At 44.2% G+C, this 23649-nt stretch carries 30 protein-coding genes and 6 pseudogenes; 17 read left to right on the forward strand and 19 right to left on the reverse strand.

Annotated elements, in window-relative coordinates; all coding sequences use genetic code 11:
- Positions 1 to 6: 6 nt before the first annotated feature.
- Positions 7 to 1446 carry an amino acid permease gene (locus tag JCM16161_RS09075; RefSeq protein ID WP_243671114.1) on the forward strand — a complete coding sequence of 480 codons (1440 nt, stop codon included), beginning with the start codon at positions 7 to 9 and terminating at the stop codon, positions 1444 to 1446.
- A 123-nt stretch (positions 1447 to 1569) separates the two neighbouring features.
- Here JCM16161_RS09075 and JCM16161_RS09080 read toward each other — a convergent pair whose 3' ends face one another.
- Entirely contained in the window at positions 1570 to 1872 is a 303-nt protein-coding gene (locus tag JCM16161_RS09080) for a hypothetical protein (protein ID WP_243671116.1), read from the reverse strand.
- A 113-nt stretch (positions 1873 to 1985) separates the two neighbouring features.
- Between JCM16161_RS09080 and JCM16161_RS09085 the strand changes: the two are divergent.
- The 5 genes and pseudogenes from JCM16161_RS09085 to JCM16161_RS09105 all read left to right on the forward strand — a co-directional run bounded on the left by JCM16161_RS09085 (position 1986) and on the right by JCM16161_RS09105 (position 5678).
- Positions 1986 to 3226, forward strand: a pseudogene (locus JCM16161_RS09085) (Nre family DNA repair protein).
- Positions 3227 to 4056, forward strand: a pseudogene (locus JCM16161_RS09090) (radical SAM protein). It abuts the pseudogene before it with no gap.
- Positions 4057 to 4104: 48 nt separating this feature from the next.
- Complete coding sequence (locus tag JCM16161_RS09095; protein ID WP_054855644.1) at positions 4105 to 4356, forward strand: hypothetical protein; 252 nt, start codon at positions 4105 to 4107, stop codon at positions 4354 to 4356.
- Positions 4346 to 4765 (forward strand): type II toxin-antitoxin system VapC family toxin, encoded by a 420-nt coding sequence (locus JCM16161_RS09100; RefSeq protein ID WP_054855645.1) that lies wholly within the window; start codon positions 4346 to 4348, stop codon positions 4763 to 4765. The genes JCM16161_RS09095 and JCM16161_RS09100 overlap by 11 nt, the downstream gene beginning before the upstream one ends.
- A 58-nt stretch (positions 4766 to 4823) precedes the next feature.
- A complete protein-coding gene (locus JCM16161_RS09105) occupies positions 4824 to 5678 on the forward strand; it encodes a hypothetical protein (protein ID WP_054855646.1) in 855 nt (284 codons plus the stop codon).
- 61 nt (positions 5679 to 5739) lie between these two features.
- On the opposite strand, the gene JCM16161_RS17515 is transcribed toward JCM16161_RS09105, so the two are convergent.
- Both JCM16161_RS17515 and JCM16161_RS09110 read right to left on the reverse strand, forming a co-directional pair.
- A complete protein-coding gene (locus tag JCM16161_RS17515; protein ID WP_243671118.1) occupies positions 5740 to 5991 on the reverse strand; it encodes a hypothetical protein in 252 nt (83 codons plus the stop codon).
- On the reverse strand, positions 5967 to 6491 hold the full coding sequence (locus tag JCM16161_RS09110) for a molybdopterin-binding protein (protein ID WP_243671120.1): 525 nt from the start codon (positions 6489 to 6491) through the stop codon (positions 5967 to 5969). The genes JCM16161_RS17515 and JCM16161_RS09110 overlap by 25 nt, the downstream gene beginning before the upstream one ends.
- A 93-nt stretch (positions 6492 to 6584) precedes the next feature.
- On the opposite strand from JCM16161_RS09110, the gene JCM16161_RS09115 reads away from it, so the two are divergent.
- A complete protein-coding gene (locus JCM16161_RS09115; RefSeq protein ID WP_054855647.1) occupies positions 6585 to 6830 on the forward strand; it encodes a hypothetical protein in 246 nt (81 codons plus the stop codon).
- Positions 6831 to 6843: 13 nt separating this feature from the next.
- Here JCM16161_RS09115 and JCM16161_RS09120 read toward each other — a convergent pair.
- Positions 6844 to 7600, reverse strand: a pseudogene (locus JCM16161_RS09120) (recombinase family protein).
- Positions 7601 to 7724: 124 nt separating this feature from the next.
- Here JCM16161_RS09120 and JCM16161_RS09125 point away from each other — a divergent pair.
- Positions 7725 to 8659, forward strand: a pseudogene (locus tag JCM16161_RS09125) (D-2-hydroxyacid dehydrogenase).
- Positions 8660 to 8879: 220 nt separating this feature from the next.
- Positions 8880 to 9089 carry a hypothetical protein gene (locus tag JCM16161_RS09130; protein ID WP_243671122.1) on the forward strand — a complete coding sequence of 70 codons (210 nt, stop codon included), beginning with the start codon at positions 8880 to 8882 and terminating at the stop codon, positions 9087 to 9089.
- Positions 9090 to 9106: 17 nt separating this feature from the next.
- Here the strand turns inward: JCM16161_RS09130 and JCM16161_RS09135 are convergent, their stop codons facing one another.
- Positions 9107 to 9436, reverse strand: coding sequence for a DsrE family protein (locus JCM16161_RS09135; RefSeq protein WP_054855648.1), 330 nt, complete (start codon positions 9434 to 9436; stop codon positions 9107 to 9109).
- A 184-nt stretch (positions 9437 to 9620) separates the two neighbouring features.
- On the opposite strand from JCM16161_RS09135, the gene JCM16161_RS09140 reads away from it, so the two are divergent.
- The gene (locus tag JCM16161_RS09140) at positions 9621 to 10328 is read left to right on the forward strand and encodes a substrate-binding domain-containing protein (protein ID WP_243671124.1); all 708 of its coding nucleotides are present in this window, start codon (positions 9621 to 9623) and stop codon (positions 10326 to 10328) included.
- A 157-nt stretch (positions 10329 to 10485) separates the two neighbouring features.
- On the opposite strand, the pseudogene JCM16161_RS09145 reads toward JCM16161_RS09140, so the two are convergent.
- The 3 genes and pseudogenes from JCM16161_RS09145 to JCM16161_RS09155 all read right to left on the reverse strand — a co-directional run bounded on the left by JCM16161_RS09145 (position 10486) and on the right by JCM16161_RS09155 (position 12174).
- Positions 10486 to 11342: pseudogene (locus JCM16161_RS09145) on the reverse strand (TIM barrel protein).
- 71 nt (positions 11343 to 11413) lie between these two features.
- Entirely contained in the window at positions 11414 to 11779 is a 366-nt protein-coding gene (locus JCM16161_RS09150) for a nucleotidyltransferase domain-containing protein (RefSeq protein ID WP_054855649.1), read from the reverse strand.
- Positions 11746 to 12174: a HEPN domain-containing protein gene (locus JCM16161_RS09155; protein ID WP_054855650.1), complete on the reverse strand. Its 429-nt coding sequence runs from the start codon at positions 12172 to 12174 to the stop codon at positions 11746 to 11748. Before JCM16161_RS09155 ends, JCM16161_RS09150 begins: the two co-directional genes overlap by 34 nt.
- A gap of 50 nt (positions 12175 to 12224) precedes the next feature.
- Between JCM16161_RS09155 and amrS the strand changes: the two genes are divergently transcribed.
- On the forward strand, positions 12225 to 13328 hold the full coding sequence (amrS, locus tag JCM16161_RS09160; protein ID WP_243671126.1) for an AmmeMemoRadiSam system radical SAM enzyme: 1104 nt from the start codon (positions 12225 to 12227) through the stop codon (positions 13326 to 13328).
- Between the two features lie 185 nt (positions 13329 to 13513).
- On the opposite strand, the gene JCM16161_RS09165 is transcribed toward amrS, so the two are convergent.
- On the reverse strand, positions 13514 to 13885 hold the full coding sequence (locus JCM16161_RS09165) for a hypothetical protein (RefSeq protein WP_054855651.1): 372 nt from the start codon (positions 13883 to 13885) through the stop codon (positions 13514 to 13516).
- Between the two features lie 100 nt (positions 13886 to 13985).
- Here JCM16161_RS09165 and JCM16161_RS09170 point away from each other — a divergent pair, with 100 nt between their 5' ends.
- Positions 13986 to 14333, forward strand: coding sequence for a hypothetical protein (locus JCM16161_RS09170; RefSeq protein WP_054855652.1), 348 nt, complete (start codon positions 13986 to 13988; stop codon positions 14331 to 14333).
- Here the strand turns inward: JCM16161_RS09170 and JCM16161_RS17520 are convergent.
- The 4 genes from JCM16161_RS17520 to JCM16161_RS17535 are packed head-to-tail and all read right to left on the reverse strand — an operon-like array spanning position 14322 to position 15674.
- Positions 14322 to 14849, reverse strand: a complete 528-nt coding sequence (locus JCM16161_RS17520) for a hypothetical protein (protein WP_243671128.1) — start codon at positions 14847 to 14849, stop codon at positions 14322 to 14324. The genes JCM16161_RS09170 and JCM16161_RS17520 overlap by 12 nt on opposite strands.
- A gap of 23 nt (positions 14850 to 14872) precedes the next feature.
- The gene (locus JCM16161_RS17525) at positions 14873 to 15103 is read right to left on the reverse strand and encodes a hypothetical protein (RefSeq protein WP_243671130.1); all 231 of its coding nucleotides are present in this window, start codon (positions 15101 to 15103) and stop codon (positions 14873 to 14875) included.
- 17 nt (positions 15104 to 15120) lie between these two features.
- Complete coding sequence (locus JCM16161_RS17530; RefSeq protein WP_243671132.1) at positions 15121 to 15351, reverse strand: hypothetical protein; 231 nt, start codon at positions 15349 to 15351, stop codon at positions 15121 to 15123.
- A 59-nt stretch (positions 15352 to 15410) separates the two neighbouring features.
- A complete protein-coding gene (locus JCM16161_RS17535; RefSeq protein WP_243671134.1) occupies positions 15411 to 15674 on the reverse strand; it encodes a hypothetical protein in 264 nt (87 codons plus the stop codon).
- A 170-nt stretch (positions 15675 to 15844) separates the two neighbouring features.
- Between JCM16161_RS17535 and JCM16161_RS09180 the strand changes: the two genes are divergently transcribed.
- The gene (locus JCM16161_RS09180) at positions 15845 to 16102 is read left to right on the forward strand and encodes a hypothetical protein (protein ID WP_243671136.1); all 258 of its coding nucleotides are present in this window, start codon (positions 15845 to 15847) and stop codon (positions 16100 to 16102) included.
- A 298-nt stretch (positions 16103 to 16400) separates the two neighbouring features.
- Here the strand turns inward: JCM16161_RS09180 and JCM16161_RS09185 are convergent, their stop codons facing one another.
- On the reverse strand, positions 16401 to 16649 hold the full coding sequence (locus JCM16161_RS09185) for a hypothetical protein (protein WP_054855654.1): 249 nt from the start codon (positions 16647 to 16649) through the stop codon (positions 16401 to 16403).
- 24 nt (positions 16650 to 16673) lie between these two features.
- Here JCM16161_RS09185 and JCM16161_RS09190 point away from each other — a divergent pair, with 24 nt between their 5' ends.
- Entirely contained in the window at positions 16674 to 16841 is a 168-nt protein-coding gene (locus tag JCM16161_RS09190) for a hypothetical protein (RefSeq protein ID WP_243671138.1), read from the forward strand.
- A 24-nt stretch (positions 16842 to 16865) separates the two neighbouring features.
- On the opposite strand, the gene JCM16161_RS09195 is transcribed toward JCM16161_RS09190, so the two are convergent.
- The gene (locus JCM16161_RS09195) at positions 16866 to 17717 is read right to left on the reverse strand and encodes an MFS transporter (RefSeq protein WP_054855656.1); all 852 of its coding nucleotides are present in this window, start codon (positions 17715 to 17717) and stop codon (positions 16866 to 16868) included.
- 387 nt (positions 17718 to 18104) lie between these two features.
- Positions 18105 to 18386: a hypothetical protein gene (locus tag JCM16161_RS09200; RefSeq protein ID WP_054855657.1), complete on the reverse strand. Its 282-nt coding sequence runs from the start codon at positions 18384 to 18386 to the stop codon at positions 18105 to 18107.
- Positions 18387 to 19260: 874 nt separating this feature from the next.
- Between JCM16161_RS09200 and JCM16161_RS09205 the strand changes: the two genes are divergently transcribed.
- The 3 genes and pseudogenes from JCM16161_RS09205 (at position 19261) to JCM16161_RS09215 (ending at position 22133) form a co-directional block, all read left to right on the forward strand.
- On the forward strand, positions 19261 to 19518 hold the full coding sequence (locus tag JCM16161_RS09205) for a hypothetical protein (RefSeq protein WP_243671140.1): 258 nt from the start codon (positions 19261 to 19263) through the stop codon (positions 19516 to 19518).
- A gap of 36 nt (positions 19519 to 19554) precedes the next feature.
- Entirely contained in the window at positions 19555 to 19926 is a 372-nt protein-coding gene (locus JCM16161_RS09210) for a PIN domain-containing protein (RefSeq protein WP_243671278.1), read from the forward strand.
- Positions 19927 to 20702: 776 nt separating this feature from the next.
- Positions 20703 to 22133 (forward strand): annotated as a pseudogene (locus tag JCM16161_RS09215) (TldD/PmbA family protein).
- A 25-nt stretch (positions 22134 to 22158) separates the two neighbouring features.
- On the opposite strand, the gene JCM16161_RS17540 reads toward JCM16161_RS09215, so the two are convergent.
- The 3 genes from JCM16161_RS17540 to JCM16161_RS17550 are packed head-to-tail and all read right to left on the reverse strand — an operon-like array spanning position 22159 to position 23464.
- Positions 22159 to 22488, reverse strand: a complete 330-nt coding sequence (locus JCM16161_RS17540) for a metallopeptidase TldD-related protein (RefSeq protein ID WP_243671142.1) — start codon at positions 22486 to 22488, stop codon at positions 22159 to 22161.
- Positions 22455 to 22751, reverse strand: a complete 297-nt coding sequence (locus tag JCM16161_RS17545) for a metallopeptidase TldD-related protein (protein ID WP_243671144.1) — start codon at positions 22749 to 22751, stop codon at positions 22455 to 22457. Before JCM16161_RS17545 ends, JCM16161_RS17540 begins: the two co-directional genes overlap by 34 nt.
- 8 nt (positions 22752 to 22759) lie before the next feature.
- Positions 22760 to 23464: a hypothetical protein gene (locus JCM16161_RS17550; protein WP_243671146.1), complete on the reverse strand. Its 705-nt coding sequence runs from the start codon at positions 23462 to 23464 to the stop codon at positions 22760 to 22762.
- Positions 23465 to 23649: the final 185 nt, after the last annotated feature.

Genomic DNA, 23649 nt, shown 5'->3' on the forward strand with positions numbered 1-23649 from the left:
TTGACCGTGAAGGGACCGACGCTCTTCCTTAGGGAGTCCACGGGACTCGTTAGGGAAATTGGCCCTTGGACAGCCCTACTAATGAATACTGCATTCATAGCATTCCAATCAGGGTTTATACTGTTGATATCTAGTATGTTCAATTTCCCAAGGGGAAACCCATTAATCGCCATAGCCATCAGCGCATTACTATTTCTACCACTAACGATATTACTTAATAGGGTAGGCATTACATATTACAGGACAGCCAGTGATTACATATTCATAACAAGGAACCTACACCCATCAATAGGCTTTGCAACAATGTTTATGTTTGCGGTAGACCAGATGTTCTTTAATGCCGTATTAATAAGCCTTGGATTAATCACGGGGTTGGCACCTGCAATACTGGCAATTGGCATCTCGAATAATGTACCAAGTCTCATATCCCTCGGCAGCTCGTTAATGAGCAATCCATTAATGGCGTTCTTAATGGGTTCCGTGATATTCGCAATCCTCGTGTTAATTAATATCGCGTCGTCAAGGGCAGGTACATACTTAGCATCCGCAATCTCGTTATTTGGTATAGCAACATTCGCATTAACAATAATACTACTTCATGTTTATGCGCCGCAAATAATTAACGCCATAAAGACCACGGCGCCTAACATACTTAGCCAGGCGGTTTCTGCATCAGAGGAGTTGCCGAGTAATGGCATGATTATGGACACAATATACTTAATACCGTACCTGGCCTATGTATTCCCCTTCGTAAACTTCGTATTGTCGGTCGGTGGTGAGGTCAGGAGGGGTAGCGCAATGCCCATAGCCATATTCGGGACATACGCATTAAGCGCCATATTCCTAATAATTGGTGTCTGGGTTACTATTACGTCCATTGGCATTAATAGATTAAATGGATTATTCGCCATATATTACGGCCTAGTAAGCGGTATTTCCTGGCCGAGCAACCTACCGCCACCGTATCCCCAGGCCCTACTCATAATGGCAATGAGAAACCCCGTAATTCAGTGGTTGATAGCTATTGGTTCATTTACCTGGTACGTAAATGTTGTCTCGGTCCTAATAATACAGATAGCCAGGTACCTACTGGCCCTATCCTTCGATAGGGTATTACCGTCGATCCTCGCCTACGTAAGCCCAAGAACCCACACACCAATTATGGCCCACATGACTGACCTGGCTATAACCCTAGTGATAATGTATCTTTACAACTTTAGTGTTGTTCCAACGCTATCAGCTACGATGGATGTGAGTACCCTGGTCACGATACTTATGTACTTCATGGTAATAACAATAACGGCCATCGTACTTGGCGTAAGAACTAGGTCTATGGAGACCACGGTGCTTGGTGCCTACACAACGGCGTTATTTGCGTGGATAGCCTATGAAGAAGCCGTAAACCCGATGGCGTATCTATTCGTACCGTCAATAAACGCTACATAATAGGATTCTTCGCGGCATTATTTACGATTGGCGTCATAATTTACTACGCAGTTAGGCTTTACAGGCTCAGGAGGGAGAACATCGACATAAACATGCTATTCAAGGAAATACCGCCTGAGTAAATTAATTAACCTCCATTATGAACGCATCAATTATCTTATTACCCATAACCCTGATAATCGTCTCAAGCGACTTATCCCTAACTATTACCGTCACCACACCATGCTCATAATCAATAAACGAAGCCCTCCAGTCATAACTAAGCTCAATTAACTCACCATTTCTCCACACACCAACCACCTTAGGATCAACATGAACAATAAACATGTCATCACCAATAATGCACCTCCTCTTAACCAACTTAATAAAATAACCAAACCCACTGGCCACCAATACCTCCTTGCTACATCTCATTAACTCACCCAAGCCCCTCTCATAGATTTGACGTGAGAATTCACGAAGTGCCTTTTAAGGGTTCCTACTCACGAAGAGAGTAATCGAAACGCCTATATAGCGCTTTAAGGCATATCATTAATGAAGTGCGGATAAACCCAGCACTATGCATTAAGTGTAGGGGAGAATACAACCTATGTGGGCTATCCTACTGCCCAATCTTGGTGGAGCTACGTGCCAAGTACACGCTTAAGAACGCCATTAATAAGGAACGCGTTGATGGTTCTTCGCCACCAAGCATATTCATTGGGCGTATTGGCTACCCGAGGATTAATGTATACCCAGCAACACCGCCTATGCACGGTGATACAAGCAATCTCGAGAATCCAAAGACCTGGTTGAGCATGAGACTTGAGGATTTCATATCAAGTAGGCTTTCACTAATTAGGGGCTCCATAAGGGTTAGGGTTGAGGACGCAAGAATCCGCCTAGGGCATTGCATGATGTACAGGTCATGGCGTTATCAAGTAATCCGGTGGATTCTGAGTTAATTCTAGAGAAGCCGGTGGGTGCCCGTTATGTGCTTGATGAGCACTCACCGCCCTTTGGGCCATCAGCACCGTTGCAGGAATTACGGATATATTCATTACCGCCAACACCAAGGATAATCGATAAGGTTTATAGCGATACTGACCTAAATGCTACTGAGGCTATCTGGACGTTGTATAGCCATGGCATTGACGTACACCATATATCCAGGTTACTAAGTGTTGGTGCCCTCGGCATTGGTAAGAGGAGGAGGCTCGTACCAACTAGGTGGTCAATAACCGCAGTTGATAAGCAGGTCTCTGATAAATTACTCAGTGAGGTTCGTGATTACCCACTAATAAGTGAGTATAGAGTCTACGTAAGGAGGTTCAGGGATAATACCTTCGTGGGAATCCTAGCACCGCACACCTGGCTATATGAGTGGGCTGAGGCCTGGTGGCCTGGTTCGACGTGGAACCTATGGGGCGGTGATACTGTTCTTGAGCTTGATTATGAGGGTTACTGGGGACGTGATGACTACCCATCAATAGGCGGTTGCTACTACGCAGCTAGGATAGCCGTACTTGAGGCCCTACGGGCGATGCGAAGGCAGGCGGCTGTCATACTATGGCGTGAGATCTACCCAGGCTTCAACCTGCCAATTGGTGTTTGGTGGGTTAGGGAGAACATTAGGGCAATGCTTAATGGGCCTTACGAAAGGTTTTACGACCTGAGGGATGCCCTAAGGTATGTGGCAGGTTTCCTAAAATTACCAATAAGTACCTGGGTATCGAGGTCCTACGTGATTAGGGTCCTCACGAGACAATCAAGCCTAATCGATTGGCTGGGCGGTAAGTAAATGAGCGGCGCATTTAAGCTAGGCAACACAATCATTAGGGAGATAAGGGTTAAGTCGGCATTATCAAGGTCGGGATTGCCAGAATACGATTATGCCCTAAACCCATACCTAGGTTGTCAACACGGTTGTATCTACTGCTACGCCATGGACTTCACGAGAGGCGAACCTGGCGTTAGATGGGGTGAGGTTGTCTATGTCAAGGTAAACCTAATACAGGCGCTGCTAAGAGATATTAGGAGACTTAAGCCTGGCATTGTCGGTGTATCCACAATAACGGATCCGTACCAACCCGTGGAGTCCAGGTACAAACTAACCAGGAGGTCGATTGAGGTATTATGCAATGCGGGTTATCATGTTAGTATACAGACGAAGTCGGCATTAATCATCAGGGATTTAGACGTAATTAGTAGATGCAGTGAGTTAATGGACGTGGGCTTCACAATAACCACAATGAGGGATACGTACAGGGTAATAGAGCCCATGGCCGCGCACCCAATGGCGAGGGCATCAGCACTCAAGAGAATAGCCAACATGGGCGTTGAGACCTGGATATTCCTAGGTCCTGTGATACCTGGCGTGAATGATAAGGTGGAGGATTACGAACCAATTATTCGCCTAGCCAAGGAAACGCTCCCAGGTAATAATTGACAGGTTTAGGCCAAGACCGATAGTAACCAGGTTTATGAGTAGGAAGTTAAACACCATATACAGTAACCAGGGATTGGTGGAGTAAGACCTTGAATTCAATAATGAGACTATGTAGAGACTACGGCGTTAATTGCATCACGGCAGAGGATGAGTGGGAAATAAATCGAAAAAGAGGAAAGTAATAGGTTAATGCGGAAAGATTTAAATAAATGTGGGATAAATAATTGTATATGGGGAGCGTGGTTAAGATCGATAACAGAGGTAGGATAAGACTGCCAGGGAGACTTGCTAAATATGGCTCGGTAATCATAATTGATGTTGGTGAGTACTTCATTGGCATCCCAATACCCAAGGATCCATTGGCAGCAACATCAGGTATTATAAGAAGTGAGAAGAGTGTCAAGGAATTAAGGAGGGAGGCTGAGGAGGAGGCTGCCGGAGATGCATTAATGAGGGCCAAGAGGATGGGCCATGCTGATTGATACTGACATATTAATTGCCCATTTGAAGGATAGGGATTGGCTTAAGGACGTGGCTGATAGATTGCTATTACGCATTGTGAATGGCGACTTCGGTGAGGTATTAGTAAGTAGGGAGGTTATTCATGAGATGTATTACGTATTGAGACGAGTAGGACTTAATAATCGTGAGATATTGAATAAGGTTGGAGCATTAACAAGTATACCAAATCTTAAATGGGTACCAACCACAGTTGATATAGACTTAATGGCTTTAGCATTAATGGATCAGTACGGCCTTACATCAATTTTCGACGCGTACAATGCCGCAACGTGTCTGCTTTATGATAAGGATAGAAAGATAATATCCACAGATAATGCGTATGATAGGGTTCTAGGGCTATCAAGGATTGACCCTAGAAATCTCGTTTAGTATTGCGTACTTAGAAACCTTTATTAATAAGGTCATTGACCAAGACTCGGCGAATTAAGTGGCTCAGGTTGGGAATGAGGAGCAGGTAATTAGGGAGATAATGAATGCCCTGTCTGGTTCCGCGCGTTACATGGCTGATGAAATTAGAAGTACGTTCTCCAAGTACGTGGATATTTACAGGGGTGTTTCGGGTTTTGAGACTCAACAGGTCAGTCTTGGCACAGTCGAGAATAAGAGGGTCTTCCTGATTCAATCGTCAATTACCGAGCCTAATTACGATCCAAATAATTACCTCGTGAATGCCTTCAAGGGATTCTTTAGCATTAATGAGAATTTCTTCCCGACATACTTAATGGGCGGTATTGAGTGCTATATGCAGTCGGCTCCGAGTGAGTCAACCGGTGTTAGGGTTAGTGGTTCTATGGTGTCCATCTATAATGGTGTTGAGAGTGTTGAGGATAAGGACCTGGGGCAGGTGATTTGCGCTAAGAAGGCTAGTATTAAGTTCTCGGACAACGTAACTAGTGAGGTGAGCGCTAGCCCAAGTGATTTATTTAAGGCTGCCTTTGATGTGATTAATAACGTTAGGAGTAGGTTTGGTAATATTCGCGATGATTTCGTCAATACCTACGGCTTTGAACCAGGCGACATGACGCTAACGGGTAACGAGGTTATGCTCAGTACACTATTTGACCTAAGTATGTCAAGCACGATGAAGGACTACATACAGAGGGTTTTCTCAAGCATTGTTCCAGGTCAAGTGCCTGAACTAATGGGCTTGGGATTGCTCTGTGGTGCACAGCCTGACCTAGTTTTCTCGTACGATGATACGGAGAGGATACTCGTGCTTGGACATCCGCATAAGGTTAGTTCTGGTGACTGCCTTAAGTATTCAATAATTAAGTACGCGTAATTTTACCGTGATTGATTTCACCCAGTTAAAATTTCGCCTCCCTTCTCCTTTATCGCCGATATTAAGAAGTTAAGAACCTATTAATCTCATCCTCGGCACTCCTAACGTCCTCAGAACTAACATATACGTGAATTTCCACTAATGGCGACTTGATTTCATGACCCTTGGGGTGGCTCTTGATGTAGATTCTATTACTCATCTTCATGCCTCTCTCGATTATGGGCGCCAAATCAGCCTCAGGAACACCCTTAACAGTTATCGACCTCTCAACAAAGTGCAGTCTAGGTCCTATCTCACGTAGTTTAGGCTCCACGTAGTTCTCGAATATGCCATCATCTCGGCAGGCACGCCGGGTAGCGCAATTATTACCGTGTTTCCCTCCTCAACCCAGATACCTGGCGCTGTGCCGACAGGGTTAGGCAGCGGTCTAGCACCCTCGGGCATTTTTGCCTGCTTAAGCCTAGGCTCAGTTAGCTCTAGGCCTCTTGACTTAAATGTCTCAATCACGAGTCTGAGCGCATCGTCATTAATTACATACTTCCTATTTAATGCCTTGGCCAGGTACTCACTCGTCCTATCATCGAAGGTCGGTCCTAAGCCGCCTGTTGAGATAACAACCCTAACGCCCCTTCTAATGGCGTCCCTAAATACCTCGACCTCGTCCTCCTCGTTATCAGGCACGGTTATTATCCTCCTAACATCATAACCAAGGAGTGTGAGCTTCCTGGCGAGCCAAGCGGCGTTTGTATTTACGGTCTTCCCAATGAGTAATTCATTACCTATCGATATAATCCATGCTGTGTAGCTCATCATAATTGGCACTTAAGGGACCTCTTAAATGTCTTTGTAGTTGATTAGCAAGGACATGTTAATAAATGGGTTAGCACTTAATGTATTTGGTTTAGTATGAGGAGATTCGCAATAATAATCCTGGACTTAGATAATGTTCATCCTGATGAAGATGATAAAGTTCGCCTAATTAGGATTATCGAGGAATCCCTACAATGGTGGCATGGTTATTTAGGGCAGGGTGATAAGTTGGAGCTTGATAAGTGGAAGGTTTACTACGTGGAGTGGGGTGACGAGCTCATGGTTGCCAGGGTGCTTAATGCCCTTGGTAAGTTCAGGGAATACATAAAGGGCGAGTTATGACATTGGGTTAAAATCACTCAATCTTAGTTTCTTCATAACCACAATTAGGGCAGTGAAGCACGTACTTAATACCGTACCTACCATCAACCTGTATTAATGCCCTATCTGCAATAACCATTTTATGCAGGCAACGTGGACACGTGTAATTACCCCTATAACCATGCCTACTCAATATTCTCCTTACGGCATAAAGACTAATGCCTAGCTTAGTCGATATAGCCTTTGGCTCAAACCCTCACTATACAGTCTCAAGACCTCCCTAACCACATCACTTGGCATTAAGTCGACCTTAGAAACAATCTTACCCTCAGCCCTTAGCCTCTCCATAGCTGCCTTAGTCCTTTGCCTAATGAACTCCCTCTCCATGGAGGCTACGAAGGCAAGCACAGTCCTAAGGAACTGCCTATAGGCACCGTCTAGGTTTTGGAGCACGGCCTCCTTCTCGCTGGTGCTAACTATGAGCAGGCCAAGCCTATTCTCAACGATGTCCAGCAATCTAAAGAGTTCCTGGAAATTCCTAACAAGTCTTGATGTTTCATAGACCAGGAGAACCATAGGTCTCGGATTAAATGCATTGCCTTCAATATCATGGATTAAGTCCCTAAAGGCAGGCCTTTCCATTATTGGCGAAGCCCACTAACAGCCTCATCAACATAAAACTTCAATATTTGGAAGCCCCTAGACTCACTCCACCGCTTTAGGTACTCGATCTGATTAGTCGGGTCCTGCATTTCAGTCGATACCCTAACATACGCTACGGCAGGAATCACAACAATGGGCTTATTGTAAATGACTTTTAAATGATACACCGGGGTATTACCTTTACATGGCTTTCTCGATTTATAGGTAATATAGATAATAATGCTTAAAAACCATAACCTATTTAGACAGTGAATGGTCAAGGCATTAATAACGGACCCAGTGGACGAGTACATAATCAACGAGTTAAGCAGGCATGGGGTTATTGTCGATTATAAACCTGGAATCAATAGGGATGAGTTGCTAAGGATTGTTGGTGATTATGAGATCCTAGTGGTTAGGAGCAGGACGAAGGTCACTAGGGAGGTCATTGATGCAGCAGGTAAGTTAAGGGTTATCGCTAGGGCCGGCGTTGGTCTTGATAATATTGATGTGAATTACGCCAGGTCAAAGGGTATTGAGGTAATCAATGCGCCTGAGGGTTCAACACAGTCCGTGGCTGAGCTCACCATTGGGTTAATGATTGCCGCGGCAAGGCTTGTGGCTCTTCAGGACAGGCTTGTTAAGGGTGGTGATTGGCCTAAGGGTAAGTTCATGGGTACTGAGCTGTTTGGTAAGGTTCTTGGTATTATTGGGTTTGGTAGGATTGGGCAGAGGGTTGCCGAGTTGGCCAGGGCTATTGGCATGAAGGTTCAGGCATACGACATTGCGGATGTTAGGGATATGGCCGTTAAACTCGGCGTTGACTTTGTGAACTTCGAGACCCTAATTAGAAGCAGTGATTTCATAACCATACACGTATCCCTAACACCAAGTGCAAAGCATATGATTAGTGAGAGGGAGTTTCAAATGATGAGGGACGGCGTGATAATAATTAATACGTCTAGGGGCGAGGTCATTGATACGAGGGCATTACTCAAGGCGCTCAATGATGGTAAGGTGGCTGCCGCGGCACTTGACGTGCTTGAGAATGAACCACCTAAGGAGCTTGGGAATTAGAACTCGTTAAGCACCCAAGGGTTATAATAACGCCACACATTGGCGCAGAGACTAGGGAGGCTCAAAGAAGGATCGCAGAAATACTTGTTAATAAGGTAATGAATTACATAATGAGTAATAGCATTAAGTAATGAAAAGGGATTATGTTTGACAGGGGGACCTGACGACACGCATCATCGTGGGCTTTCAAGCCCCCTCCGCGGTCTTGTTTTTCTAGGAGGTTGGGGTTTATTACCATTTCTTCGTAGTGCTGTAAAAAAATTAATACAATGCCTAAATATGCGCATTGATGGTTAACATAAACGATATTGTGGATAGGATAGTGGGTACTGCCAGGGAGTTGGCATTGCAGTGAATATTGAGGAGTATGGGCGTGAGAAGGTCGTAATACTGGAGTTAAGTGAGGACTTTGGCATTTACGTTTCCGTGGTATGTAATAATGAGTGCGATATTGAGTATGCCGTTGGTGATGAGAACTTCACCTTCAAGCCGAGTAATATCGAGCAATTGAGGAGGGCTGTTGCGATTATTGAGAAGTTGAATGAGAATCTCACTAAGTAATTACATACATAATTTTATTATAACTTTAGGTATACCCAGCCCTCCGCCTGTTTTTGAACGATCTCCGCAACACCTGCATTGACTATCTTCACGCCATCTATTAATTGGTCCTCGGTTATGTTTCTGCTCCTCATAGAATTCCTACAGGCAACTATAATGACTCCACGCCTCATTAAATCCCTAACCCTATCCTCAACATTGCTGCCCCTAACCACGGCATTTATCGCAGATTGATGAAAAACAACCTCGACCTTAGCGTCAGGTATTTCATTTATTAGGTTATTGCATGAGGTCAATGCCTGGTCAATATTATTGATATCTGAAACCTGCACCACCACCCTGAGCATCGATATAACGTTGAGAAACCCACTTAAAGGGCTTCCTCGACTGACAATGATTAATGAGCGGAGCCAACATAACATTACCTGGCTTCAATATTATCAGTGACGTGAGGGGATCATTAAGTGGTGTTAAGATGAGCCTTGCCGGTAATCAATGGTTCGTAATTGATGAATTAATGACGTTTTTAAAGTGAGAGGGTTTACCGTATATGTTGAGACCATACCACCAGGTCTCGTACTGAGGAGAGCACTGGGTGAGCCACTAATTATTGGTGATTTAGTGATCGATGTTAGACCTGACATCGTGTCGTTGCCATCTAACATGCTTAGTGAATTGAACGTAAGAGATAAATTTGAGTATGCCGAGAACGACCTAGCGATAGTCTACGTTGGCGAGCCCGTAAATGACTGGTGCGATTTGAGGAATAGGAGGGTTGCAATTCCAAACCCCATCACGGAGGGTATTGGTGCATTATTTAGGGAGTTATATAGTGAGTACTGTGGTGACTATTCCGAATTAGTTGGTAGGGGCTTCGTGTACTTAACGAGGATACACCATAGGGAGATACCTGAATTGCTTCGTAATGGCTTAATTGATGCCGGTGTGGTGTGGAGGACGGAGGCAATTTACTGGGGCTTTAAATACACAGTGCCCAGTAGGAATAGGGTTAGTAGGCTTTCCTTCGCATTAATGCCGTGGCAGGTAATGAGGCTGTTAAGGTCTTTGAGCTATTACGCAGTGATTACGTTAAACAATTATACGAGAAGTACGGTTTTAGGTGGGTCGCAAATCCATAATCTAATCCATAAAATCCTTACCGGCTTTAATTGCTATTTCCCCTACCAAGTATTTCGAGAATTTCCGTTTCATATGTTTAATTATGTCCATGATGAATGAGACATCAAATAAGTAACTCGTCTCTCATCACGACTCATCCTAACAGCCCTCATTATCTCCTCATCCGGCACCTTACTAAGTATTTATCCTGCCTCATCAAGCAACTTAGCCAACCCCTCCCCTGCCTTCCTAGTCTCCTCCTTAAGGACCGCTTACCTTATTGAATTCCAACGAGCGTGTTATTATACCTAAGTAGTAATTCTTTCATCTTAAGCGCATCCTTCTCCAGGAGTGGTGATTCGTTTATTATCGTTATCTCAATATCCTCATTGGACAATTCCTTAGCCAGCGGCTCGAATGGTGGGTTATTCGTGTCTATGGGCTCGTGTTCATCGACCCACTCACCCTTCTTGAACTTAACGCACGTGAAATGAGTATGCATTGGTTGGTCGCCAAAGTACTCATGCCACATATTCAGCACAGCCCTATAATCAATTGAGCCGCCATTCCTCGCAAACACGTGGCCCCAATCAATGACTGCAACCACCTGCGGATGATTAATCTCCTTAACTAGCCTAAACGTCTCCTCTAAATTGCCGAACTGGCTCTTCCTAGCCATGACCTCGAGGCCGAGTTTCACATTCTTAATGTCATTCTCCCTCATCCAATCAACAACCCTGAGAACACCATCCTTAACAGCATTGTAGCATCCCTCCGGCCCAAGCTTACCGTAATATGCGGGGTGAAAGACGACGACCGTGGCACCCATAGCCTCACCCCTATCCAGGGACTCCTCAAGCCTCGCTATACTCGCCTCAACCTTCTCCTTCTCCTCGCTGCACAGGTTTATGAAGTACGGCGCATGAACCGATAGCCTAATGCCCAATTCCCTGGCAACCTCACCAGCTCCTGAGCCGCATCCCTAGTCATTCTTACACCCTGTACGAACTCAACCTCCATGGCGTTTAGACCGATTTCCTTAACATACCTAATACCATCTATTGTACTAGCACTCCTCTTCCTCTCCTTGGCACCTATTGGAATCCCAGCAGGCCCTAGGAATACCCTAGCCATTGAGGCAAAGACCTGAAACTAGCTAAAGAGCTTTGCCTCAGTGATCAATGAATAAATCAATGAGTATTACCTCATTTCACGCACCTCCTTGCCCTAGCCACTAACTCTCCCGAGATGTCCAGGTCATCCCTAAGGACAATGCCAATGGCCAGGTCTAGTGCGAGGGGGTAGCACCGGTCAACGATCCTCATTATCTCATCGACGTTGAACGCGATAGCCTCAACATTAGGTGGAATATCGAGGTCAAGGAGCCTCCTGTGAGGTGGCTCATTAAAGCTGCCTATGATAACAATATCGATATCGCTATCCTCAGCAAAATCGCCCCTGGCGTAGGAACCGACTAGGAATACCGTACCATGAACTTTATCAGCGACCTGCCTAGCTAGTTCCAACGCCCTACTCCTCAACTCCTCACGCCACTTAATAATCCTCTCCATAGATCCTCAATAAACGTTATAATTCTCTCGGCAGCCTTAATAGCCATTTCCGCATCATTAAGCGTAAAGTACTCGTAGGGCACACCCTCACTCCAGGCATCAACGTACCTAGTCGGTACATAGAACTTATCAAGAAATTTACCTAAATCCATAATATCAATGGGGACCTGAACCATCCTGCTCAATTCGCTGAGCAGATGAGTAATAGAGTGACCCCTCGTGGGCCTACCAACTCCGTAGAGAATAGCCTTCACGGCAAATTCCGATGCCTGATGCGCCTTGAAACACGACCAATTATAATCTCCCCTCTCCTCATCACCCCTTGCTGACTCGAGCGTCCTCTTAGCCATTAAGATCCACCTACTGAACTCCTCAACATCAACACCAGTACTCATTATTTCTGTAAGGACTTAACTAAGGTTAAAAGTGTATAAAGGTCCGAACCATGAGTATTACTGAGATGCCCATTTACTCATGGCCATTGAGAATGTATGAACCATCAAGCGAATTACTCAGACTACCCAACGTTAGGGAAAGCCCATTTAGTATAAAACTCGAGAATAACAAGGTCAAGTGCACCCTATGCCATAGGCACTGCACATTGTCAAATGGGCAGGTTGGTCTCTGCGGCATGAGATTCAACATAAACGGTAGACTCTACACAGCCACATACGGATTATTAACAGCGGCTGAATCAAGACCAATGGAGATAAAGCCCCTATTCCACTACTACCCACGCACATCAGCGCTGACAATTAGTACGTGGGGTTGCGACTTCCCCTGCGCATGGTGCCAAAATTGGCACCTGAGCAAGTTCGCTAGTTTAGACGGTGTTTACGTACCGCCTGAGAGGCTCATTGAATGGGCAATTGAAAATGGGGATTCAGGCATTAACGTAAGCTTTAACGAGCCAACAATGCTGACTGAGTATGCGATCGACGTTTTTAGGCTTGCAAGGGCAAGGGGCTTACATGCCTCGATTAATACGAATGGTTACCTAACCCCTGAGGCCCTGAAGGCCTTATTTGATGCCGGCATGGATGGCATGAATTCGGATATTAAGGGCGGTCGTGAAACATATAGGCAGTGGTTGGCTGCTGATTTTGATAAGTTAATGAGTACTCTTGAGTATGCCGTTAAGTTGGGCATTCACCTGGAGGTTACGTACTTAGTAATACCTGGGGTCAATGATGATGAGGCTGATGAGGTAATTAATGCAGTGGCTAGGTTGGGCAGGGATGTACCACTCCACATAACGGCTTATTACCCTGCTCATAAATTACGTAATCCGCCAACGCCTGTTGAGTTAATCGAGGATATTTGGAGGAGGGCTAGGAAGGAGCTTGACTATGTCTATGTTGGTAATGTACCTGGTCACCCAGGTCAGCACACGTATTGTCCAAGGTGTGGTGCGGTGTTGATTAAGAGGTTTGAGGATAGGGTTGTTGATGTTAAGTTAGCCAATTATAAGTGCCCTAGATGCGGTTATGAGATAAGGATTAGGGGCTTCATTGGTAGGTATGGCAATCTATACAGGAGGTTCGTATAGTCAATGCTAGGTATTTTTCCTTGGATCATCCCAAGGCCTCGCCCTGGCTAGACCAGGGTGATCTACCTTGGGGACCCATCACTACTTCATTGTTAATCCTCCTAAGCCTAGCACGTGTATTACGTCTAACCTAATAAAGGAACTCATTAATTTATGGACCTCAATACTGGTGTCTTACCTAGGTATTACTTAACATACTCATAGACCAGGTTACCTCTGTCATTAAGTCTCTTCCTAATTCTACCCTTACCGCTTAGGCTCTCGATGGCCCTCAATATATCGGCAACCCTGAGACCCTTGGATTTACCCCAGGCCATTAACTCATCCTTCGTGATAACCCCCCTACTCATTATATGACCCAGAACCATGTCCTCAATACTCGATGATTGCTGAGGAGCTGTCCTCTCTGCGGCTTTGGTCTCAGCCCTAACCTCTGCCGGCTTAGGTACTGGCTTTGGCTCGGCTTTTGGCTTCTCCTCAGCGCCGTAGAGGAATGATGTTATTGATGCCGTACCCTGCTCCTTACTCTCCTCCTTCTTCCTCGCCCTTCTAGACACAGTGTATTATCATGGCTTAATTTAATAATACTTACTATTTCCGTGCATGTTGTATTACGGAGTAATTATTTATAAGTGAGGTCACAGGTCAAGGAATTCAATGAGTGCTTCCGAGAGTAGGGTTTGGGCTGCGATTGCGTGGGCCCTCCTAATAATTGGGGCAATAATAGCGTTACTCATTAGGCCTAGGGATGATTATGTCAGGTACTGGGCTGTGGAGTCCATAGGCCTCACGATAGTTGTAGTCATCGCATGGATACTCGTTGAGATCGTATCAATAGTATTCGCCTTCACAATAATAATACCACTGGCACTAAAGGTGCTTTATGGGCTTGGCGTATTCCTGGTATGGATAATCGGCATATTTAAGGCATTGACGGGTGATTATTGGAAACCACCAATTATCCATGAAACCAGTGAATGGGTTAGGAGGGTCTTACGATTGTAAATCCTCATGTAAAACCCTAAGACCAAGCAGCCTGGCGAACTCCTCAAGCTCCCTCCTAAAGTCGCCATAAATCACAACCCTATGCCAGCCTCCGCGCCAGCGCCAATTACGAACAACACTGGTCACATTACCACCGCCTATCAACTTCGTTGCACATGCCTGTGGTGAATACTCATTGCCTATTGACTTGGATACGTGAATGGTTAATAATCGTTCCTCCGGATTAAATCCGATGACGGTCACTGGTTCGTTTGTGGGCAATTTAACGTGTATTGATGCGTGCTTAGTCCCTAGGTGCGCCTTTGTTATTATGTAAGGTACCTCAGGCCTATCACTGCCATGTGGGTTCGTTGGCGCATAACAGTGGTGATAAATGAATTCGCCCCTCTCCTCATCAACACCGACATTTACCACAAAGCCATTCCTATTAAATAAGTACTTAGCAATTAATATGGGCACCGCGGCATACGGGTCCGCCTCACAGATTGGTATTACCCCATCATACCAAAGCTGCATGTAGCCAAGGCATGGCCACGCCCTCAAAAGACCTGTATTGTAGATACTATGCAGTCCACAGCTATTGCATTAGCACCCAACTCCCTCACGGCATTTCTCATGGCTATGTAGAGCTTGGCCGAGCTCTTAATCTCGCTCATTGAGTCGTCATAAAGCGCTTCCGCATTCTTGACCCACCTATCTGCCCATTCATTCGCCTCATCATCACTCACCTTATCAAAGAACCTAGACCTGAACTCATTGGCATCCATCACAACTGGCGTAATCCCCGTTATTGATTGAATAAGCTGAATACACTATACATGTCGGTATTAGGACCAAACTGCCAATATAGGTGCGACTTAAGGCTTGGCGAGACAACAAACAATACCTTACTCATCCTCAGCCTAGCCAATGCCACTAAATACCTAACCTTAGTAATCACGGCTTGGCTAGCCAGGTTACGCGTGGAAATCCCAATGACTGGGTAACCCTCGCTCAACGCCTTACTAACTCCAAGCATATACTCACCGGCGCCTGCATAGGCCTCAGAAATAATGACAACCGGCTTACCACTTCTAATTATCGGTCTATAAAGCCCATTAATGAATTAAGTGTGACAACGACATAACCCACGGCATTACCCTCAGTATTCAAAAAGACCTGGACATCGATCGGATCTCTAATATCATAATTTACGAATTCAACCCCAGGAAATGAGGATTTAAGGGCGTTGATGAAGACGTTCTTTTCATTTTCGAGAAAGCTCAGGGATTCCGGCGGAGCGCCTAAATCGCCTATTGCAGGGTCTATGAATGCCACCGGTATCCTTATTACGGAACTCATACAAATTGGTCTTCATAATGCATTTTTATTTTTATTTTCTTTAAATTAAGAATTGAATATTATAATTGAATAATTGAAAGAAACCTGGGCTTCTTAGAAAATTGAAGAAAAATTTAAATATGAGATGCTTGTTTCTTCATTTAATGAATTACAAAATAAATAGGGGCAATATGGACCTTTCACACATATTCATAGTAATCACTTTGGTCGCTTTAGCAATCGCAATACTTGCACCATTTCACTTCAATATCAATAGTCTAGGGCAAATGATATACTCACTAATGAGTGGGTGGAGTACTAATGAGGGAATTAATCCAAGCTATGTGGAGACCAACGCAACAATGAGTAAGACGTATGACATGATCGTAGTAACAATAAGCATTAGCAATAACGGCAATAACCAATTAATATTGGCGGCACAACAATAATTGGGACCACACAGTGCAACCTGGAACCCTCAATAATAATACCGCCAAAAAGCGCTGGTGAGATAACCCTAACCATTTATACAATGAATGGCACAACGATGGACCAATAACTGTGAATGTCGGCGGCAATGCATACTCAGTAGGAATACCACAAATATTCTGTTATGGTACTCACCTTGATTTATCAGAGAATAATGGGTTCATGATAATATTCAGCACGGATAATAATGGCAGTATTTACGTGAATGTAAATCAAAATTAATTTTAATTCTACTTAATATACCTCGGATAAATTAAACTATACCTCGCCTGACGTGATTACGATACTCGTTCCCTTACTGGTCTCAATACCCCCTATAAACCAGGCAATGGCTGCCGCAAGCCCCATCGTCCAGACGCCCATGTTAAGTATTAGGAATTGACTTAGTGGTGCCGAGACCGCCCATATAGTCTCGGGTATTAAGGAACCAATTGATATTAACCTAACGAGACTAACAAACGTACCTCTGCGTTCAGTCGGCCATAACTCACCCTTGAACGTGTCCATGCTAGGTACTGAATGCCAATGAATATGTTGAGTATGAAGTCCGTGATGAGGAATAACGTGAAGCTACTAACTATGGGCTTCATAAAAGCGACTATTATGTACGTCGTGACTGCTGCCCCACTTGTGGAGAATAGCAGAACAACCTTCCTACTAATCCTATCCGCAAAGGGCGCAATGAATAAGCACCGATGAACTCGGCCAATGCCGTTATAAGTATTATAAGGCCGTCTGACTACTAAAGTAGATGGGCCCAACCTCGTATGAAAGTAGTCCGAAGCCTACGTCATTTGCCGTCATCATCATTACAGCAACAATAAACCTAAACCAAAGCGGTGGATGCATAACTGACTTAACCTGAACCTCGGCACTAGGTAGGCTTGTTGGGTCTAGTTTGACACCATAGTACTTCTCAACCTCCCTAATGGCATCATTAATCCTACCCTTCCTCTCAAGCCACCTAATGGACTCCGGCATCTTCATCCTACTAATCACTAACACAATGAGTATCACAATGCCTATGATCCCAATGGCGAGCCTTTGATAAAACGGCCCAATCAACTGTGTATTTAGGCTTATGAAGGACACGAGCATAAGCCCAACATTTATGAAGTTCACTAGGAAGAAGGCAGCCTTGCTCCTGTGCCTTCTCGGCATTACCTCATGCATGTCAGTTAATATTACATTCATCTCGCCGCCAGCCGCCGCAAGCATTATGGCTAGGGTGATGAGTAGCGATACGTAATTCGGCATGACCAGCGTTGTTATTATAAACAACGCAATACCAACCGCGTACATTGACATTGTCAAAATGAAGAGTCTCTTCCTACCGAATCTATCCGATAAAGGTCCAACGAATATTAAACCAACTATTAACCATAGGAACGGCCATATTAAGGTCAGTGCGGTTAAGTATGACGGGAGTGAAAACCAGCCTGTGGCTATCGGTGCAATACCGACTAGGTACGCCTCAAAGAGGAGGCCGAGGGCGAAGGCTATGAATGACCAGGTGTGCGCACTCGACCATTTAAGGTCCTCTATTGCCCTAAAAACTGACACATTATTAGCCATATACAACTCCGGCAATTAATTAATTTTTAAAGAATTACTTAATAGCAATGATGATATTATGAAATTCATGATTGATTTAGTAATGATAATTATAATATTTGAGCAAAGTGAGATGTCACAATACTTAACAAGTAAGGCCAAAGAGCAGGAGATATACTTAATCATTGGCAGAGAGTACGAGAGATAATAATGTTATATCTATTAGTATGTAGTTTATAAATAATCATAACAGTAAATAAATATATTATAATTATTGCAGAATTGAATATTGATTAGCAATAGAATGTCTACGAAAAATATGCGCGCACCCGACCCTCCTCACACCATCTGGGCTCCTCACAACCACGTTTCCCAAGGCCCTCACAACAACTATATTCAGCAGTACATTCAGGCCAGAATTAATTGAGCAAAATCATTGAAGACCTGGACCCTCCTAGATATGTCAACCCTCCTTCTCCTCCACTCGTTGGAGTAACCGACTAAATCGCTCGTGTGAATCTCATTAATATTAATGCCAAGCCTCTGCGAAACGGAACCCACGAAATCCCTCACACTATTTATCGCATTATCAGCACCTAATTTATCAACAGCCACAGAGGCTATGACAAAAGGGCCACTCCTAAGCTCATTAGGTTTCCCCGACTCATCAATGTAAATTAATAAACACATTAATATGCACGAACCCCACTAATAATAAAAACTTCAACTTACTAATTAATGGAAGGACCATGAGACTAATATCAATGCCCCACCCATAAGAGATAGCTTTTTAAGCACGTATTATGAGTTAAATAATGAACAGGCAGTGGGGGGACTTCCATGGTGGGCGGCCCACACTTGCCGCCACCATGGAGTGGATGAACCCCCATCCTCATATTTCAAGTATTTCAGTACATTGTTAAGTCTTAGGGATCTTTATTCAATTTCTATCTAGGAGAGATTGAACGCAAAAACAGCAAACACCAGAAATCCTTTTTCCGTAGTCAGGTCGTGTCGATAGAATCGTTAGGTCACGACGTGACCGTGCAAATCCCGGAAAGGGCCTCCCTTCCCGTGCAGCAGTTCGCATGGTCTCTTGCCCCAACTATTTCACGGAGACCCATGGACTCATTTGGTGTCCCATGAAACAGAAGGCCCCAAACTGTTTCACGAAATCCATGACTAGCATCATGATGCATTGCGTTTTTAAATTCTTGATTGTAGTGCTTCGTGGTATTGAGTTCTTACACCGCTGACGAATGATGAATTGCCATGATGCACGAAATCAGTTTACAGAATCCTTGATTAAACATAATTGAGGGCTGTAACACCGAGCAACTTCCATACGGCTACGTCATACTTAATACAAATTCCAGAAACATAATAATACCACTACCACAATAACATCATCAATAAAATTAGGAAACAAAACCGAACCTAAATTTGCACTTATAACTTATGGACCTTCAGTAACTCTCCTTAGGATATTCACTACCATTACTTATGATCTTCTTGTTTTGATAGGTTTTTAAGTTCTTTTGCACTAAAGTTCTTAGATGATATAGTGAGCAAAGAGGGAAGGAGGAGGTATGTTGAGGTTATTAAGGTTGAGTTGCCGAGGGATCTTGCTGAGAGGCTTCGTAGGTATGCTGCTGAGAGGTATGGATCTAGTAGTGGTGCTCTTTCGAGGGCTGTGGCTGAGCTTATAGCTAGGGAGCTTGGAATGCATAGTGAGCCTTCCGGTACTGTGGATTCAATTGTTAGTATTGGCCTTCAATCTGATTTTTCAATGGGATGGGAAGGATCTGATAGAGGCTTTTGAGGAGGACGGACGTGTTTAATAGACGCTAACATATTCCTGGAGGTTCTATATAGGAGAGGTAGATGGAGAGAATGTTGCGAATTTCTAAATAAGGTTAAGGCGGGGCACATTAAAGCCTATGTGCCTCGTTTTACGATTCACGGTATATCCGCAATTTTAGGTAAGCCTGATTTAGTAGCTAGATTCCTTTCAGAGGTTATGACGTGGAGAGATCTCGCAATTATTGACTTGCCTTTAGAAGAGGAGATTGTGGCCGCGGAACTAGCTGCTAAGGTTAACCTGGATTTTGATGACTGCCTCCATTATTACTATGCCAAGAGGATGGGTCTTAAAATCGTCTCCTTTGATAGGGATTTCGATAAAACGGGTATAGAAAGGCTGGAGCCTAAGGATGTGAAAACTACATAGATGGCATTACCTTAAAGGACCGTAGGTGCTGTGGCCATGCTTTATTGATCACCTTGCTTATTTATGCTCAGTGACGCCTGGGTTCATCAGGTGTTCAGGCAAGGCTGAAGTCATCACATTATTTAACCATTATGTGCCCTTATTTAAAATATTTTACATAATCGGAATCGGACTATCTATTATTATTTTAATGCCGTTAACGCGTATTGCCAGGTTAACCCTCTCTTCTGGTGGAGAAATACTGCATGGAGGACATGACTAAGGCCTACTTTCTTCCCATGTCGGTGGTTTTATGAGGTTAGAATTGGTATCAATGATGTTAGGGCTAGGCTTCCCATATTTTAGGAGTTAATTGGTGGAACTAATAAGTCATTGGGTATTACATAGGTTGTGTTGTTAAGAGTGACTTATTAAGGCTGGTTCTATGGTTATTTCGTGATGAGGGCCCAGTACCTGATTGGTGAGGTGAAAGACCACTGCTGATTTTGGTTTCCTTGGAGCAAAGGCTTTAAGTACGTGAGAGGTGAATGTTTATGGTGACGAGAGAGGGTTAGCTGACCCGATGCTGATCACCCGGCAAGTCTGACTCATACTAATAATACGAATGCTCAGCCTTTATTTAATTAAGAAATCAATATATTCATGCACAAGCTTATTGACCATGTTTATGATGAGTCCCTAGACCCTGAAACCTGATGAAGGACATCCTTACTGATTTTCAATGCAAAGTTTGACAGAACATAATGTCTATAAAGCCGTTATTTGGCGTCTACTTAATGAGCTTACCTGAGGATGTAATGACTAAGGCTCTTGATCTTGCAATGGGCAGTGGTTCTTCCTATGCCGAGGTTAGGTATCAAGTTGATACTGTTAGGCTTGTTAATGTTAGGAATGGTGTGCTTCAGTCATTGAGTAGTTACTCCTATGGTGGTGTTTCAGTTAGGGTATTGGTTGATGGTATGTGGGGCTTCGCGGCCACGAGCAATACTGACTGGGGTTCGGTTAGGGATGCCGTGGGTAGGGCTGTGTCCTTGGCCAGGGCTGTTGCTAGGCTCAGGAGGAGGAAGATAACAATTAGTGGGGAGAGACTTGCCAGGACTACGTATGAGGTTAATCAAAGGGTTAGGATTGAGGACTTAACCAATGAGTACCTAGTTAAGTACTTAAATGAACTTGACTCTCACGCTAGGGTTGAACCCAGGATTAGGGTTAGGAACCTATTCCTAAGCCTTACCATTACCGAGAAGCTCCTACTCACGAGCGACGGTGCTACGTAAGGAGTAGGATACCTAGGGTCTACCTATTTGGTTCATTAATTGCCTATGACCCACAGGGTGGTAGTGCCCAGAGGAATATTGAGTTTGGTGGTTCGGGCGGCTTTGAAGCTTTGGGTAGGGTTGAGGATGAGGTTGATAGGGAGGTCAGTGTTATTAAGGATGTGCTTAATAAAGCCAGGCCCCTTCCGCATGATGATGTCATGGATGTAGTATTAAGCCTGAGTTAGCCGGTATAATGGTTCACGAGAGCATAGGCCACCCACTGGAGCTTGATAGAATCATGGGTAGGGAGGGCGCCGAGGCCGGCGAGTCATACGCTAAGCCAGATTACCTTGGTAGTTACAGGATTGGTAGTGACCTTGTCACGATAATTGACGACCCAACAATACCCAATAGCTACGGCTTCTATTTAGTCGATGAGGAGGGGGTCACGGCTAGGCCTAGGTTTCTGGTTAGGAATGGCATAATAAATGAGTTCTTAATGAATAGGGAGTATGCGTCGTACATTGGATTAACGAGTAATGCCGCCGCCAGGGCCAGTGAGTTTGATAAGGAGCCAATACCGAGGATGGCAAATACATACCTAGCACCCGGTAATTGGAAGCCGGAGGAGATAATTAGGGAGACGAGGAGGGGATTATACATCGCCTCATACACGGAGTGGAACATTGATGACAAGCGCTGGTTTGGGCGTTATGGAGGCTTTGAGGCTTACTATATCGAGAATGGGGAATTGAAGTACATGGTTAAGGAACCATTCATTGAGGTCGATACGAAGACCCTGTGGAGTAACGTGGATGCGGTGGCCAATGACTTAAGGTTTTACCAGGGACCTGTGGCAAGGGTAATCCAGAGCAGGGGGTACCTGTATACTTGGGTGGGCCTACCTTCAGGGTAGCCAATGTTAGAGTTTTGAAGGCCCCACGCTAACCCTTTGATATGTTTAAATCCTTAATTAATACGTATGGCGCCGTACCAGGTAATGGCGAGTCCCACCAATAGACCTGCCTAGCTCCCTACTCGAGTCAACGAAATTCCTAAGCAATGTTCTAAAAGAGTCCGCAATCCTCAACCCACGTACCCTGGCACTTAACCTTCCATTCCTAACAAGGAGGGCTACGTCCCTAACGACTGTTGAGAATACGCCCTCCTTAATGTTTTGGAACCTCGTGTACCAATTATTAGTGATTACTATGCCATTACCAAGCTCAGCAGCTATGGCCTCGACATCATTGGGTAACCGCCCCGTACTTATTGCCACATGCCTTGGCCTGGGCTCAACCAATTACCAACCGCGTGGCCTGTGCTGACAGTATTAAATTTAGCGGCCGTCCTATTATTATGCAGTAATTGCGTAAGTACGCCCCTCCTTATTACTTCTATGTTCATTGTCTTGTTACCCTCATAATCAAAGGACTCTGAACCAAAGGCGTTGGGGTCACTTGATAGATCCATTATTGATAACTCTTCACTAGCTATAGTATTACCAATGTCATTCTTGGAAACGCCTGACACCTCTGTTATTACTGAGTATGCATTAAACCACATGGCAGTCATTAAACCGTATAAGTGGCTGATACCAACGGGCCAAGAACTACATTATACCTACCATTACCCACGCTTTCCTCAGGTAAATCCTTAGCCATCCTCACTAAGCGACCCGCCTCAATACCCGCATCTTTTGGTTTAAATCCATCCAGGGTATTGGATATTGATACTGATGTTGCGGTTATATCATCAATAAATGCCCTAATCGTGAGCGTCACGAAGGAGGCCTTATCCTCAAGCTCAAGCCCAGTACTATCGGTATAGTAACGTTCCTCAACACCGAAGGTCATTGCACCTGCGTTTCTCTGTGAGCCCTCACTTAGCGATGCTTGGATTGCTTCGTTTAGCCCATCAATAAGCTTATCGACATCACTTTCAACCCTACTATCATACTTACCAACCAGTTGGCTTGGCTTTCCTCCATGAGTCAGTGGTGTGTAGAATTCATCCTCAGGAATATTACTTAACTCCTTAATCATTTCCTGAACCTTGCTTCTAATTATATTCTCATCGATTACGGATAATGATGCTGTTAAGTACCTCCTCGACTTGGCGATGTATATGGCCGTCTCATACGTGACCCAGTTATTAGCTATTGTCGGCTCGTTATTGGCAAATCTAACCATAGACCACCTAACCCTCCTTGAGACGATTATTCCCTCATCCACTAAATCCTTAACGTCACGGATAATACCGCTTAATGCATTTAACATCGGATTATCAATTTAATATTGATTTTTAATCTTTAAGCTTAAGCTTATGTTAATTCCTTCTCTAATTAATGATTCATTAAGATTTATGAATATATTACTAATTCATAGTTTTTAATTTTCATAACTCTCATATAATGCACTCAGATAGAAGAAATAGAAGAAATAAATGAAATAACCGGACTTGA

This window comes from Vulcanisaeta sp. JCM 16161, from assembly GCF_001316285.1.

Bases quoted from the DNA above. Each gene is read 5' to 3' on its own strand.
- JCM16161_RS09095 (WP_054855644.1), top strand. From the start codon at position 4,105: ATGGGGAGCGTGGTTAAGATCGATAACAGAGGTAGGATAAGACTGCCA.
- JCM16161_RS09100 (WP_054855645.1), top strand. From the start codon at position 4,346: ATGCTGATTGATACTGACATATTAATTGCCCATTTGAAGGATAGGGAT.
- JCM16161_RS09110 (WP_243671120.1), bottom strand. From the start codon at position 6,491: ATGATGAGCTACACAGCATGGATTATATCGATAGGTAATGAATTACTC.
- JCM16161_RS09115 (WP_054855647.1), top strand. From the start codon at position 6,585: ATGAGGAGATTCGCAATAATAATCCTGGACTTAGATAATGTTCATCCT.
- JCM16161_RS09135 (WP_054855648.1), bottom strand. From the start codon at position 9,436: ATGCTCAGGGTGGTGGTGCAGGTTTCAGATATCAATAATATTGACCAG.
- JCM16161_RS09150 (WP_054855649.1), bottom strand. From the start codon at position 11,779: ATGGAGAGGATTATTAAGTGGCGTGAGGAGTTGAGGAGTAGGGCGTTG.
- JCM16161_RS09155 (WP_054855650.1), bottom strand. From the start codon at position 12,174: ATGAGTACTGGTGTTGATGTTGAGGAGTTCAGTAGGTGGATCTTAATG.
- amrS (WP_243671126.1), top strand. From the start codon at position 12,225: ATGAGTATTACTGAGATGCCCATTTACTCATGGCCATTGAGAATGTAT.
- JCM16161_RS09170 (WP_054855652.1), top strand. From the start codon at position 13,986: ATGAGTGCTTCCGAGAGTAGGGTTTGGGCTGCGATTGCGTGGGCCCTC.
- JCM16161_RS17520 (WP_243671128.1), bottom strand. From the start codon at position 14,849: ATGCAGCTTTGGTATGATGGGGTAATACCAATCTGTGAGGCGGACCCG.
- JCM16161_RS17530 (WP_243671132.1), bottom strand. From the start codon at position 15,351: ATGCTTGGAGTTAGTAAGGCGTTGAGCGAGGGTTACCCAGTCATTGGG.
- JCM16161_RS17535 (WP_243671134.1), bottom strand. From the start codon at position 15,674: ATGAGTTCCGTAATAAGGATACCGGTGGCATTCATAGACCCTGCAATA.
- JCM16161_RS09180 (WP_243671136.1), top strand. From the start codon at position 15,845: ATGGACCTTTCACACATATTCATAGTAATCACTTTGGTCGCTTTAGCA.
- JCM16161_RS09185 (WP_054855654.1), bottom strand. From the start codon at position 16,649: ATGGACACGTTCAAGGGTGAGTTATGGCCGACTGAACGCAGAGGTACG.
- JCM16161_RS09190 (WP_243671138.1), top strand. From the start codon at position 16,674: ATGTTGAGTATGAAGTCCGTGATGAGGAATAACGTGAAGCTACTAACT.
- JCM16161_RS09195 (WP_054855656.1), bottom strand. From the start codon at position 17,717: ATGGCTAATAATGTGTCAGTTTTTAGGGCAATAGAGGACCTTAAATGG.
- JCM16161_RS09200 (WP_054855657.1), bottom strand. From the start codon at position 18,386: ATGTGTTTATTAATTTACATTGATGAGTCGGGGAAACCTAATGAGCTT.
- JCM16161_RS17545 (WP_243671144.1), bottom strand. From the start codon at position 22,751: ATGTGGTTTAATGCATACTCAGTAATAACAGAGGTGTCAGGCGTTTCC.
- JCM16161_RS17550 (WP_243671146.1), bottom strand. From the start codon at position 23,464: ATGTTAAATGCATTAAGCGGTATTATCCGTGACGTTAAGGATTTAGTG.